8 protein-coding genes and 1 pseudogene are annotated in these 14064 nt (G+C 67.1%); 5 read left to right on the forward strand and 4 right to left on the reverse strand.

What is annotated here, in order from left to right; genetic code table 11:
• From IQ216_RS05170 to IQ216_RS05185, 4 genes are all read left to right on the forward strand, one after another.
• On the forward strand, positions 1-870 hold an 870-nt coding region (locus IQ216_RS05170; RefSeq protein WP_370566611.1), incomplete at its 5' end, for a DUF547 domain-containing protein.
• Between the two features lie 12 nt (positions 871-882).
• Positions 883-2595: an ATP-dependent DNA ligase gene (locus IQ216_RS05175; protein WP_193814615.1), complete on the forward strand. Its 1713-nt coding sequence runs from the start codon at positions 883-885 to the stop codon at positions 2593-2595.
• Positions 2596-2797: 202 nt separating this feature from the next.
• Positions 2798-5284 carry a ligase-associated DNA damage response DEXH box helicase gene (locus tag IQ216_RS05180; protein WP_193814625.1) on the forward strand — a complete coding sequence of 829 codons (2487 nt, stop codon included), beginning with the start codon at positions 2798-2800 and terminating at the stop codon, positions 5282-5284.
• A 44-nt stretch (positions 5285-5328) separates the two neighbouring features.
• Positions 5329-5775, forward strand: a complete 447-nt coding sequence (locus tag IQ216_RS05185) for a gamma-glutamylcyclotransferase (RefSeq protein WP_228007163.1) — start codon at positions 5329-5331, stop codon at positions 5773-5775.
• 18 nt (positions 5776-5793) lie between these two features.
• Here the strand turns inward: IQ216_RS05185 and IQ216_RS05190 are convergent, their stop codons facing one another.
• On the reverse strand, positions 5794-7956 hold the full coding sequence (locus IQ216_RS05190; RefSeq protein ID WP_193814617.1) for a 4Fe-4S binding protein: 2163 nt from the start codon (positions 7954-7956) through the stop codon (positions 5794-5796).
• 327 nt (positions 7957-8283) lie between these two features.
• On the opposite strand from IQ216_RS05190, the gene pdeM reads away from it, so the two are divergent.
• The gene (pdeM, locus tag IQ216_RS05195) at positions 8284-8970 is read left to right on the forward strand and encodes a ligase-associated DNA damage response endonuclease PdeM (protein WP_193814619.1); all 687 of its coding nucleotides are present in this window, start codon (positions 8284-8286) and stop codon (positions 8968-8970) included.
• A gap of 823 nt (positions 8971-9793) precedes the next feature.
• On the opposite strand, the gene IQ216_RS05205 is transcribed toward pdeM, so the two are convergent.
• The 3 genes and pseudogenes from IQ216_RS05205 to IQ216_RS05215 all read right to left on the reverse strand — a co-directional run bounded on the left by IQ216_RS05205 (position 9794) and on the right by IQ216_RS05215 (position 13690).
• A complete protein-coding gene (locus IQ216_RS05205; protein WP_193814622.1) occupies positions 9794-10480 on the reverse strand; it encodes an NADPH-dependent F420 reductase in 687 nt (228 codons plus the stop codon).
• 38 nt (positions 10481-10518) lie between these two features.
• Positions 10519-11307 (reverse strand): annotated as a pseudogene (locus IQ216_RS05210) (SDR family NAD(P)-dependent oxidoreductase).
• A gap of 727 nt (positions 11308-12034) precedes the next feature.
• A complete protein-coding gene (locus IQ216_RS05215) occupies positions 12035-13690 on the reverse strand; it encodes an FAD-dependent oxidoreductase (RefSeq protein WP_193814623.1) in 1656 nt (551 codons plus the stop codon).
• Positions 13691-14064: the final 374 nt, after the last annotated feature.

Raw genomic sequence — 14064 nt, forward strand, 5'->3', positions numbered from 1 at the left:
CTCCTGAAACGGCCCGCGCCCCGCCGGCTGGCCCTGGCCCTGAGCCTGATGCTGGTAGCGGGCTGCGGTCCGCTGGCTCTGCCCTGGCCGTCCCCGGAAACGCAGGGAGGCGGCAGCGCGGCCAGCACCAGTGCCAGCACGGCCCTGACCCCGCCCCTGGACCATGCCCGCTACGCGGTGGTGCTGGAGCGCTTCGTCGACGGCAGCGGCCTGGTCAACTACACCGCCCTGCAGAAGGATCCCGGCGATCTGGAGGCCTACGTGGCCGAACTGGCTGCCGTGACCCCCGCCAGCTTCCAAGCCTGGGACGAACCCGAGCAGATCGCTTTCCTGCTCAATGCCTACAACGCCCTCACCCTGGAATCGATCATTGAGCAGAAGCCGCTGAAATCCAGCATCCGCGACATCCTCGGGGTGTGGAAGCTCAACCGCCACCAGGTGGCCGGCGAGTCGATGACCCTCGATCACTTGGAGCACGGCATCATGCGCAAGGACTACAACGAGCCCCGCATCCACGCGGGCCTGGTGTGTGCCGCGATCAGCTGCCCGCCCCTGCGGCGCGAGCCCTACGTGGGCTCCAGGCTCGATGAGCAGCTCGACGACCAGGTGCGGCTGTGGCTGGGCAGTCCCCAGGGGCTGGTGATCGATCAGGGCACCGGCACGGTGGCGATCTCGGCCATCTTCCAGTGGTTCGCGGAAGACTGGAACGCCTCCTACAGCACCGACAGCGGCTACGGCCGCCACACCAAACAGCGGCCCGTGCTGCACTTCATCAGCGGCTACGTCAGCCCCGCCGAGCAGGCCTACCTGCGCAAGGGTGACTACAACCTCACCACCCTCAACTACGACTGGTCGCTCAATGGCCAATGAACGGGGGCGCCGATGCGTCAGTTCACCGCGCTGATCGAGCAGCTCGATGGCTGCCCCGGAACGCTGGCCAAGGTGGAGGCCCTGCGGGTCTGGTTCGCCGCCGCCCCGGCGGCCGATGCCGCCTGGGCGCTGCACTGCCTGCTGGGCAAGCAGCGGCGGCGGCTGATCACCGGCCGCCGCCTGCGCCAGATCTGCCTGGAGGCCTCGAGCCTGCCGGAGTGGCTGTTCGACGACTGCCACGCCCAGGTGGGTGATTCGGCCGAGACGATCGCCCTGCTCTGGCGCCGGCAGCCCTGCCTGGAGGGTCACCCCCGGGGCGGCACCCCCCAAGCCTCCCTTCAGGAGTGGATGGAGGAGCGCCTGCCGGCCCTGGCGGCTCTCGAGGGCGAGGCCCAGGCCGAGGCTGTGCAGGCCCTCTGGCAGGGGCTGGAGCCCGATGAGCTGCTGGTGGTGAACAAGCTGCTCACGGGCGGCTTTCGCATCGGCGTGGGCMAGGGCCTGGTGCTGCGCGCCCTGGCCAGCCACAGCGGCCTGGAGACCTCCCTGCTGGCCCACAGGCTGATGGGTGGCTTCTCGCCTAGCGCCGAGGCCTGGACAGCCTTGCTCGCCCCCGACCGGGGCGACGAGCACCGCAGCAGCCGCCCCTATCCCTTCTTTCTGGCCTCACCTCTGGAGCTGCCGCCAGACCCCCAGCAGCCCCCCCTKCCCGGCGGCGCCGGCGCCTGGCTGGGGGAGTGGAAGTGGGACGGCATCCGCGGCCAGCTGATCCGCCGGGGCGACAACAGCCTGCTCTGGAGCCGCGGCGAGGAGCTGATCAACCCCGCCTTCCCCGAACTGATCGCCCTGGCGGACAGCCTGCCCCAGGGCACCGTGCTCGACGGCGAGATTCTGGTGTGGCAGGCGGAGGCGCAGCAGCCGGAAGCCTTTGCAGCCCTGCAGCGGCGCCTGGGCCGCAAGGCCCCGGGCCGAGCGCTCCTGGCCGCGTGCCCCGCCGTGTTCCAGGCCTACGACCTGCTGGAACTGGAGGGCCAGGACCTGCGCCAGCAACCGCTCAGCCAGCGCCGCGCCGCCCTGGAGTGGCTGATCCAGCAGCACCGGGCAGCGGCACACGCTGCCGCAGCCGGGCACCTGCGCCTCTCCCCCCAGCTGGCCCTGCAGCGCTGGGAGCAGCTGGAGCCGTTGCGGCATCAGGCCAGGGCCGCCGGCGCCGAGGGGCTGATGCTCAAGGCCCGCGACTCCCCCTACCGCTCCGGCCGCCGCCGCGGCAGCTGGTGGAAGCACAAGCTCGAGCCCTACCGCCTCGATGCCGTGCTGCTCTACGCCCAGGCCGGCAGCGGCCGCCGCGCCAATCTGTTCACCGATTACACCTTCGCCCTCTGGGACGACCCCGAGCCCGCTGCTGTGGGGCCCGCGGCTGCCGCAGTGGAGCAGCGGCGGCTGGTGAGCTTCGCCAAGGCCTACTCCGGCCTCGATGCCGCCGAGATCGCCAGCCTCGATCGCTGGATCCGCAGCCACACCCTGGAGCGCTTCGGACCGGTGCGGGCAGTGCAGCCGCTGCAGGTGTTCGAGCTGGCCTTCGAGGGTCTGCAGCCCTCGCGGCGCCACAAGAGCGGCATCGCCGTGCGCTTTCCGCGCATCAGCCGCTGGCGCCAGGACAAACCCGCCGCCGAGGCCGACAGCCTGGCCACGGCCCGGGCCCTGCTGAGCGCGCCGGCACGGGGATGAGACTTCGCGCTGCAGGGTCGTGATGGCAGGCCTCGCTAGCTTTGAAGCGGCGCTATCCCCTCACTGATCCAGCCGATGACCAGCCTCCAGCTGCAGTTGCTGTGCGCCTTGGGGTGGACGGTGACAGGGGTGATGCTCATCGGCGCCGGCCCTGGCGTCGACCGGCTGGCCACCTGAGTACGCCGCCGCGGTGAGCCCCTCCATGGCGGCGCAGCTGGCGCCGATCGAAGCCTGGTTCTGCCAGCAGGGCTGGCGGCCGATGCCCTTCCAGCGCCAGTGCTGGCGTGCCTACCTGCAGGGCCGCAGCGGCCTGATCCAGGTGCCCACCGGCTCCGGCAAGACCTATGCCGCCGTGATGGGCCCGATCGCCGCCATGCTGGCCGACCTCCAGGCGGGTGGCACCCCAGGCGTGCGCCTTCTCTATCTCACCCCGCTGCGGGCCCTCAGCCGCGACCTGGCCCTGGCGATCCAGGCCCCGATCACCGCCATGGGCTGGCCCCTGCGGGTGGCGATCCGCAATGGCGACACCCCCAGCAGTGAGCGCACCCGCCAGATCAGGCGGCCGCCGGAGATCCTGATCACCACGCCGGAATCCCTGTCGTTGCTGCTGGCCAGTGCCCACACCGAGGCGCTGTTCGGCCAGCTCCAGGCGGTGGTGCTCGATGAGTGGCACGAACTGATGGGGAGCAAACGAGGCAGCCAGAGTGAGCTCTGCCTCAGCTGGCTGCGGCAGCGCCGCCCGCAGCTGCGCACCTGGGCGATCAGCGCCACCATGGGCAACCTCGAGGATGCCGCCCGGGCGGCGGTGGGGGTGACGCCCCAGGAGCCGCTGCTGATCAGCGCCAGGGTGCGACGCGGCACGGCCATCCGCAGCCTGTTGCCCGATCAGATCGACGGCTTCCCCTGGGCCGGCCACCTGGGGCTGCGCATGCATGAGGAGCTGGTGGCGGGCCTGGATCCAGCCACCCCCACCCTGCTGTTCACCAACACCCGCAACCAGGCCGAGCGCTGGTACCAGTGCCTGCGCTTCGCCTGCCCCGAGATGGAGGGGGCCCTGGCCCTGCACCACAGCGCCATCGACCGCGCCGAGCGGGAGGCGATCGAAGCCGGCGTCAAGGCCGGCCAGCTCAGCTGGGTGGTGTGCACCAGTTCGCTGGATCTGGGGGTGGACTTCCAGCCCGTGGAGCGGGTGGTGCAGATCGGCAGCGCCAAGAACCTGGCCCGGCTGCTGCAGCGGGCCGGTCGCAGTGCCCATAAGCCCGGCGGCACCTCCCAGGTGCTGTTCATGCCCACCCACGCCCTGGAGCTGCTGGAGGTGAGCGCCATGCGGCGGGGCCTCGCCGAGGGTCTGGTGGAGGAGCGGCGGGCTCCGCAGGCCCCGCTCGATGTGCTGCTGCAGCACCTCACCAGCCTGGCCTGCGGCCCCGGTTTCCATCCCGAGCGGGAGCTGGCTGCGGTGCGCAGCGCCTGGAACTACCGCCACCTGAGTGAGGCCAGCTGGACCTGGTGTCTGCGCTTCCTGGAGCAGGGGGGCGACTGCCTCGGCGCCTACCCCCGCTTCCGCAAGCTCGAGCGCCAAGGGGCGGGGGAGGGCCTGCGGCTGGTAGTGAGCGAGCCCGCCATCGCCCGGCTGCACCGGCTCAACATCGGCACGATCACGGCAGACCGCGCCGTGACCGTGCGGGTGGTGCGCGGGGCCGTGCTCGGCCATGTGGAGGAGAGCTTCATCGGGCGCCTCAAGCCCGGCGATGTGTTCTTCTTCGCCGGGCGGCAGCTGGAGTTCGTGCGGCTGCGGGAGATGACGGCCCAGGTGAAAGCCACCACGCGCAAGAGCCAGGCGGTGCCGGCCTGGGCCGGCGGCCAGATGGCCCTCTCCGACCTGCTCAGCCACCACCTGCGCCAGGAGATGCACCGGGCGGCCTGCGCTCTTGAGGATCCCCAGGCGCCGCCCCTCGACACCCCTGAGCTGAAGGCCCTCGAACCGCTGCTGCGCCGCCAGGCCGACCTCTCCGCCCTGCCGCGCCAGGACCAGTTCCTGGTGGAGTTCTGCAGCAGCCGCGAGGGCCGCCATCTCTACGCCTACCCCTTCGAGGGGCGCTTCGTGCATGAGGGCATCGGCTTTCTGTGGGCCTGGCGCCTGGCCCGCCATGCCCCCAGCACGATCACCGTGTCGGTGAACGACTACGGCTTCGAGCTGCTGGCACCCCGCGGCTATCGGTTCGAGGAGCTGTTCGAGCAGCACGCCGATGAGCTGCTGGACGAGGGCGAGCTCGAGGCCCATCTGGAGCAGGCCCTGAACGTTTCAGAGCTGAGCCGGCGGCGCTTCCGGGCCATTGCCCAGATCAGCGGCCTGGTGCTGAACGGCTATCCGGGCCAGGGCCGCAGCGGCGGCCAGCTGCAGATCAGCGCCGCCCTGCTGTTCGATGTTTTCCAGCGCCATGAACCCGGCAACCTGCTGCTCGCCCAGGCCCATGCCGAGGTGCTGCAGCAGCAGCTGGAGCTGCCCCGCATCGCGGCGGCGCTGCGGCGGCTGATGGGCTGCCGGCTGCTGCTGCAGCGCACCCCGAGGCCCGGGCCCCTGGCCTTCCCCCTGCTGGCGGAGCGGCTCAACAGCCGACTCAGCACCGAATCCTTGCTCAGCCGGCTGCAGCGCCTGCGGGAGCAGGCCGAACGCCTGGAGGCCTGCTGAGCATGGACGCCGCTGCAGCTCAGGCCTGCTCGAGTTTCTTGACGATGAAGGCCATCAATCCCAGCGAAGCGGCCAGGGCAATCAGCAGGGCCAGGGTCATGGAGCAGCAGGCAACTGAGGGGGATTATCGCCGGGTGTTCGTCTACGGAACGCTGCAGCGGGGGCTGGTGAACCATGGCTGGCTGGCGGAGAGCCCCTTCCTGGGAAACGACAGCCTGCCCGGCGCCTGGCTCCACGACCTGGGCCCCTTCCCGATGGCGGTGCCCGACCCCTCCGGCGACGCCGGGGCGCTGGTGCATGGAGAGCTGTTCGCCATCACCGAGGTCACCCTGGTGCAGCTCGATCGCCTGGAGGGCGCCCCGAGGCTCTACCAGCGCCACTGGCTACCCCTGCTGTCAGGCGCCAGCGCCTGGGTGTATCTGGGCCGCGCGCCACAGGTGCGTCACTCCCCCAGGCTCCTGGACGGCCGCTGGCGGGGCCGCCGCCGCTGAGGCACGCCGGCGGGCCTCCTACAGAGCCACCAGCCAGCGCCCACTGGCCGCCAGCAGCAGCAGGCCGGATCCCGCCAAGGCCAGGCCCAGGCGGCCGGGCTGCAGCAGGCGCAGCACCAGCGGCAGGCAGGCCAGGGCGCCCACCAGCACGCTGAGGCTCTGGCAGAACGCCAGCACGTGGGGATCGGCGCTCCAGTAGGGCAGGCCGTCGATCCAGATCTGAACGCCGCTGAGGGACGAGCCCAGCCCAGCCGCAGTCACGGGCAGGAGGCGTCCGGCCTCGAGCAGGCCATGGGGCAGGTGGCGCGCCAGCAGCAGACCCCAGAGCAGGGGCAACAGGGCATAGGGCACCAGGCGCCAGCGCTCACGGCTCAGCAGCAGCCGCAGGGGCAGCAGCAGCAGGGCGGGCAGCGCCAGAGCCAGGGCCGCCACGGCCATGCGGATCAGCAGGTCACCGCTGTGCAGGGAAACCGGTGCCCAGGGCAACCAGCCCAGCAGCCGCTGCCAGTGGTTGAGGCACACCCCACCCGCTAGCACCAGGATCAGGGCAGCCTCGCCGGCCGGGGGATCCATGGTCCGCTGCAGATCGGCGGCCGGCGGCCGCAGCCGCAGCTGCACCGAGCGATGGGGACAGGCCTGCGCGCAGGTGAGGCAGAGCACGCAGTTGCGGTTGTCGCTGAGGTGGGCGGGGTGGGTGCCAAGCGGACAACCCTCGCTGGCCAGGCCCTCCCCCTCCGCCGGGCCGCCCTTGAAACAGGCGTAGCTGCTGCAGCTGCCGCTGCAGGTGCCCGCCTGGGCCCGCAACTCCAGGATCGAGAGCTTGGCGAACAGGCCGTTCATCCCCCCCACCGGGCAGAGGTAGCGGCACCAGAAGCGCTTCTCGAACGCCAGCGAACCCAGCACAGCCCCAGCGGTGATCACCAGCAGCAGGGCGCTGCTCAGCCAGGCCGTGTTCTCGAGGTTGCCCAGCTCCTCCCACACCAGGATCGCCGCGAATCCGGCCGCCAGCAGGGGCGCCGCCCAGCGGTCGGTGTCGCCGCGGGGCCAGGGGCGAGGCTGCCAGCCCAGCCAGCGCGCCAGCCGCTGCGTGATCTCGCCCCACACCATGAACGGGCAGAAGGAACACCAGAGGCGCCCCACCAGGGGATAGCCCAGCAGGATCAGGGGCCACCACCAGGCCCAGAAGAGGTTCAGGGCGCCGTTGTGCTGGCGGTCCTGGGGGCCGAACCACAGCCACAGGTTCACCAGCACGAAGACCCAGCTCACCAGGCCGAACAGCAGCGTGTTCCAGAGCCGTGGCGAGCGCATCAGGTTGCGCAGGCCGGGCTTCCAGCGCCAGAGGTCGAAGCGCAGCCGGGAGGGCCGGCTCAGCGTCCAGAACACGTCCTCGGGTAGGCACGGGCCCGCGGCGGCCCTCGCCATCGGCGCACCCCCCCCCTGGCGCCGGGCCTGCTGCAGGGCCCTGGCCACCAGGGCGTCCAGCTCCCGCAGGTTGTTGGGGAAGTCGTAGGCCTGGAGCCGCTTCACCACCGCCTCGCTCACCCTGGGGGCGGCAGTCCAGCCAAGCCCGGGGGATCTCAGCCGCACGATATAGCGCAACCACTCACCCAGGTCCTGGCGCCGCACCCGCAGCGGCGGCACGCGGATCACCTGGCACAGCCCATCGAGCTGGGGCTGGGCGCACTCCGCCGTGAACAGAAGCCGCCCGCGGAACTGACGCCACGGGCCATTCCCACCGGGGGCCCGCCAGCGCCCCGTGGCGGCCAGCTCCAGGAGGGCCGGCAGCAGGGCCTCTGGCACCTGGTCCACCTGGTCAATGAGCAGGGAGCCTTCCCCGAGGGAATCCAGCAGGGAGCCGACGCCGTCGCTGCCGGAGGGGCCGAACAGGTTGGCCCCATCGCCGCGCAGGCTGGCCCCGGCGAGACGCACCAGCAGCCGGCGCCGGCATGGCGAACCGAAGTGAATCAGGGCGGCGATGTTGTCCTTCTCCAGCCCGGGCTCGCCGCTCACCAGCACAGCCTTCCTGGCCGGGTCTGCAGCCGCCTGGCGAATCTGCTCCCTCAGGCGAGAGGCATAGCGACTGCTGCCCACAACCCCACGCCGGGCACGCCCCACCAGAAAGGGTGCCAGCTTGAGATAGGCGGCTGAGGGATCAGAAGCTGGGGTTGGGCTAGCAGACACTGCTCTGACGGCAACGGCAATTCAGTCAGCCCGGCCGCTGCTGCGACAAAGCTTGGTGAGTGGATTAATTCACACTGAGAAAGTGTTGTCGGAAGCCAGTCATGGCAGGGTTAAAGATCCTTCTACCACCCAGCCTGAACCACCGAGTTCCGGGCAAAGCTCTAATGTTGAGCGTGAGGATGCTGCGTTTGTCACTCATCCTGAACACGCTTGTTTTACAAGGCTAGTCCAGTTGCCGCTGAACTCCCCAGGCGTGGCGCTAATGAGTTGAACTTCTTGACTCATCTGGTGCCAAGATGCAAGTGATTGCGCTCATTCAAGGCCTCGATGCCCCCATCATCCTGTTCTGCGGCCCACAACCCCACGCCGCAGCTTGATGGCAGCACAGTCAGCTTTCACTGGCAGGGCCAGGTCCTTGAGCTCCTGGGCGGCCGCGCCGCCTGGGATCCGCAGCGGCGCGTGCTGCTGCTGGCCGACCTGCACCTCGGCAAGGCCGAGAGCTTCCAGGCCCACGGCATCCCCCTGCCCAGCGATGGCGATGCCGCCACCCTGAACGCCCTGCTGGCCCTGGCGCATCCACTGCGGCCCAGCCGGGTGGTGGTGCTGGGCGATCTGATCCACAGCCGCCTGGGGCTCACCGCTGAGCTGCGGGCCAAGCTGGCGGCCCTGCCGGAGCTGCTCGGCTGCCCTCTGCACCTGGTGGGCGGCAACCATGAGCGCGGCAGCTGGATCGATGGCCTGCCTCAGGAACCCTCCCAGGCGCTGGGCCCCTGGTGGCTCAGTCACAGCCCTGAATCCAGCCCCGGCCACCTCAACCTCTGCGGCCACCTGCACCCGGTGGCCCTGGTGGGCCGCGGCGCGGACCGCCTGCGGCTGCCCTGCTTCAGCTACTGCGCCAGCCAGGAGCGCCTGGCCCTGCCGGCCTTCGGCGCCCTCACCGGCGGCCACCCCACGGCCCCGGGCGAACGGCGCTGGCTGGTGGCCGACGGCCAGGTACTCGCCTGGGACGGCTGAACGGGGGGCCAGCAAGCGCTGCCCGTTCATGGGTGTAGATCATTGTGGGCTTCTCACGCCGTGTCTTCAGCCTGGCTAGGGGGCCTTGGGATTCCATCCCTTAGCAAGGGAAGGCAACGGTGGGACCGGGAGCAGAGGGGCAAATCTTGAAAGCAGCTTCGGTGCTGCGTGCCATAAGCCGCGTCAGATGGTGGGCTGCATGGCGGGGCCAACATCAGTCCTGGCATCAACAGGCAGAATCCCAGCCCGACGCCTGGTAGCTGCTTGCGCCCTGCTGACCAGACCAATTCGCCGGGGATGCCGGTGATTTGTGCTCCAGCAGCAGCTCCAGCTGACGGTCTTGACGCTCCAGCACAACCATGAATCCCGCCGCCATGATGCTGAGCACCGCCAGCCAGGCCAGCGACGTCCCGGCCACTAGCTTCCAGTGGTTGATCGTCCGTCCTGGCGACCGCAATGGCTTGGCAGGGGGAGTACTGCGGCCTGAGCTGGGTTGATCGGCCTTCCAGATCCAACAGCACCTTCAGCAGTGCCTCCAGGGTCACGAGGACCATGGAGGAAGACGGTTCAGCACAATTGGCCTGAGCCGCCAGGAACCTCTCACGCTTGGTGCGCTTCTTGGCCGTCGTCTGCTCGTAATCACCGAATCCGAGCTGCCTGCTGCCCATGAACCCAGTCCGAGCCTGCGATTACAGGGGTATTCTCGCGCGGATGGCTCGGGTTTTCCAGAGCCTCCTTAGTGGTGAGTCCGCAGACATCACCTTATTGGGTGAGGTGGCAGCCACCGGATGGGTGATGGCACTGATGCTCCATCGGGCCGGGGTCAACACGTGTGTTCGATCAGGTTAAACACCGTCAGCGGGCCTCGACCTTTGAAGAGGAGCTGGATGGTCATCGCGGCGAGAGATTCGAGCTGACTCGCGTATTCGATCCCACCGACATCCCACGCGCCGCCGCCCATGTGCGTGACCCATCGTTCAACGACCGCTTTGGCGTTGGCGTCGTTGCCGCAGATCGGAAAGACAAACGGTCGGTTGTCGTGCGGCCGCATGGGGTCCAGCGTCCATACCTCCGCTTGAGCGGTGTTGAACGCCTTGACGACGGTCGCATCGGGGAGGGCCGCCTGGATCGCCTCTGCGAGCGACAGCGATCCGGCGCTGGGCTTGCCGTGGTCGTCGTAGGTGCCGAGCGTGAAGTCACCGTCGGCGTAGCGCGGGAGTGGGTTGTTGACGTCAATCACGATGCGACCGGCGAAGGCCGACGGGCCGCCCGCAGTAGCGATGGCGTCAAACACGGCGTGGTGTGGGGTGGCCAGCACGACGGCGTCCGCATCCGCGACGGCCTCGGCCATGGTCGCCACCGACTTGCACGCGCTTCCCAGCTCTTGGGCCAGGGCCTCGGCTTTCGTAGGATCACGTCCGGCCACCGTCACCTCGGTGTCCTTCATCGTGACGAAACGACCGCCGAGGGCTTTCGCCATGTTGCCGTAGCCGAGGAAGGCAATGTTCATCGTGGATGATCCGTGGGTGTGCTGGGGTACGAGTCCGGTTAGGCGTGAACAGGACGGTGGCCGCCCACCATGCCACCGTCAATCAACAGATCCTCCCCACTATTATACGAGGCCTCGTCGGAGAGCAGGAAGGTCACGGGGTACGCGATCGCTTTGCCAGTGCCCCACCGACCCAGCGATACTTCCTTCGCCATCCGCTGCACATCGGTGTCGTCCATGTCAATCTTCTCGACGATGGGCGTGCGGATGTAGCCGGGGCTGACCGAGTTGACGCGGATCCGCCGTTCGGCCAACTCGTGGGACAGCGTGCGGGCGAGACTGAGCACTGCGGCCTTGGTGGCGGAATAGAGGTGGGCTCCGAGCAAACCACGGTGTGCGGTCCACGACGCGTTGAGCACGATCGAGCCGCCGTCCGCGAGATGGGGCAGCGTCTTCTGCATGACGAAAAACAAGCCGCGGAAGTTGATGTTCACCAGCTGGTCGAAGTCGGCCTCCGTCAGCTCGGCGGTGGGTTTGAAGATACCAATACCGGCGTTTGCGAAGAGGCCGTGGACCTCGCCGAATCGCTAAACGGTCTGCTCGAGTAGGCGGTCGACGTCGTCGAGTTTTGCGGCATCGCTGTTGATGCCTAGCAGGCGCTGCGCTCTGGAGGGGGCGCCTTGGGTGGGTTGCTCCACGGCTTCGTCGAGCGTCCGCAGGGTTCGGCCGGTCACGACCACCTGGGCTCCACCATCAAGCAGTAGCTGTGCGGTGTCCAATCCCATGCCGCTCGTGCCGCCAGTCACGATGATGATTTTACTTTCGAAGTTCATAAACCCAAGCTGCATAAAACAAGTTTGTCACCCGGTTTCGACTCGGTCAAGGCGAAACTGACCAAACCGGTTGAGATTCGACTCAGGCTTCCCAGGGCAATTCGGGCTGGTCATGATCTTCGCGGTCTTGGAGCCGGGCGGGCTCGAGGTATTCGGGGTCGCCCGTATAGCTCACGACGGCATCGTCCTCCGGCATCGGACAGCTCGGTGGTCTCGCCCCGGAGCGGCGGGATCGCCGAAGGGAACGCGGTGGTGATCGGGGCGGCGCGTTGGCGACTGGTGATGGCGGCTCTTGTCACAGGCCGCAGTGTTCGAGGTTTTGGCGGACGACCAGGAGTGGCGTCCCGCCAATAGGTGTGAATCCCTGGGGATCTCAACCCCGGTGTAGTCAGGGTTGAGCGTGCACCTCAAGCGCCTGTCGTTGCAAAGAGGTGGGCAGGCCCGTGATTCTGGTTTGAGAGCCACCTCAACCAGCCGAACTGTCTCCAAACAACGCAGTACAGCAAAATGAACAGCCTGACCCCTTTGAACTAATATGCAGTCTCCACCTTGGCTCCGAGGGCCATCGGATGCCACCGTTTTTTGAATAAATGAAAAACATGAAAGAGATGGGCAAGGTGTGTCGGGGATTGCGCTCCCGTGAAAGAGGATGCGTCCGGCGAGTGGGGAATACACCTAGTGAACGGGATGTACGCTTGCAAACGTCCTAGCAGGCTGGGAGGCGTTACCCGACTCCCGTTGCTCAGATGTAGGACCCGAGATACTCGTGGACACAAGTCACGGCGAGGGCACCGTCGCCGATGGCAAAGGCGACCCGCTTGGTCGTCCTCGCGCGGCAGTCCCCCGACGCAAAGACGCCCGGCCATGAGGTCTCTAGGGCGCAGGGCAGGCGGTTTTCCGCCCACTCGTCGAGCTGGGCGACATCGACACCTGTGTAGATGAAGCCCTTTTCATCGCGGGCGACTCCAGCAGGGAGGAAATCGGTGCAGGGGGAACCGCCGATGAAGATAAAGACACCGGCCGTTTCCTCTCGCGTGCGCATAGCGGCCGCCTTGTCGATCACATGGATGGCCTCGATTGAGGCGGCGCCTTCTACGGCCTCCATTTCCGTCTTGTAGCGCACGGTGATGCGCGGATTGGCGAGAACGCGAGAACAGAGGTAGTCCGACATGCTCTTGGCTATGTCATCACCCCGGATGAGCAGGTTGACCTCACTGGCAAAGGTGGACAGATACATCGCGGCCTGCCCGGCAGAGTTCCCCGCCCCGATAACATGGACTGGCATGGACTGGCAGAGAATCGCCTCGACTTGGGTCGCATTGTAAAATACACCTGAGCCCCGGAGAGTCTGAATCCCGTCTAGCTTCAGCTTTCGGTAGCTGATACCAGTGGAGATGATGACTGTCTTTGTGCAGGCCGTCTCGCCCGTGCAGAAATCGATCTGGTACATGCCATTCTCCGTCCGGCGGATCGACAGGACGGATACCGGGGCGATGAAATCTGTGCCAAATTTAAGGGCTTGCAGGTAGGTGCGTATCGCCAAGTCGCGGCCTGAGAGGCCTGCGGGAAATCCCGCATAGTTCTCTATCTTCGAGCTGGAGCCTGCCTGTCCCCCGGGCCCGATAGTATCGACAACGAGTGTACTCAGCCCCTCCGAGGAGGCATAGACGGCTGCCCCTAGGCCCGATGGCCCTGAGCCGATGATGACGGTGTCGTACAGATCTTTCCGCACCTCGCGCTGGATGCCGATGTGGCGGGCCAGCTCGGGCAGTGTCGGATTCCGATAAATCTCGTGCGGCCCATACATGAGCAGGGGGAGCTCGGAGCAGCTGATCTGTAGGGCGTCAAGCCTTTGTCGCTCTGCCAGAATATCGATGTTTTTCCATGTGTGGGGCACTCCGTTGCGATAGAAAAACTCTTGGATCTGCATCGTCTTCTCGCAGTCTTTGTGGCCGTAAACTCGGACGCCCTCAAAGCTCGTCTTGTCGAGCAACTCCCGGCGGCGAAGGAATGCCGTCATCATCCGATCCCCGATCGTCGGATAGTGGACAAGGAACGAGCGGATCTTGTCCGAGGGGATGCGGATCGCCTTCACCGCGGTCAGGGCCACAATATTGACCACTCCTGGCCGACCGGTGAGGAGATCGAGGTCGCCCACAAAGTGCCCGCGCACATGCCGCATCACCTCGACGTCGCGTCCTGTCGAAATATCAACCACCTGCACGGTACCCTCAGTTACGAAATAGCAGTCGTAGTGCCGGGTCCCGGCCTCGATCAGCAGCTCGCCGGGGGCAAATTGACACGCCTCACCCGCTTCGAAAACAGAGGCAAGGTCGGCACCCAGGAAAACGGGAAAGGCTTCGGGATCGGAAACAACGTATTCCGCTGGGAATAGCATGGCCGGTAGTCTAGCTAAACTACGAACAAATATACAATGTATGGATGGTTTTTGGGAAGTGGTTTGAAAGCCTCCTTCAGTCAAGCTAAACAGATTCTTAACCTCTGTCATCGCCCACCTCAATGAGCTGGGCATGTCGATGCACCAAGCCACCATCGTTGATGCCACCTTGATTACTGCTCCCAGTCCACTGAGAACAGGGAGGGGAATACAGCTGCTCTGATGAACAACGTGTTAGGGAGGCTCTGGAAAACCCGAGCCATCCGCGCGAAAATATCCCTGTAATCGCAGGCGCGGACTGGGTTCATGGGCAGCAAGCAGCTCGGATTCGGTGATTACGAGCAGACCACGGCCAAGAAGCGCACGAGGCGCGA

Origin of the sequence: Cyanobium sp. LEGE 06143 (assembly GCF_015207535.1) — a bacterium.
GTDB lineage: Bacteria > Cyanobacteriota > Cyanobacteriia > PCC-6307 > Cyanobiaceae > NIES-981.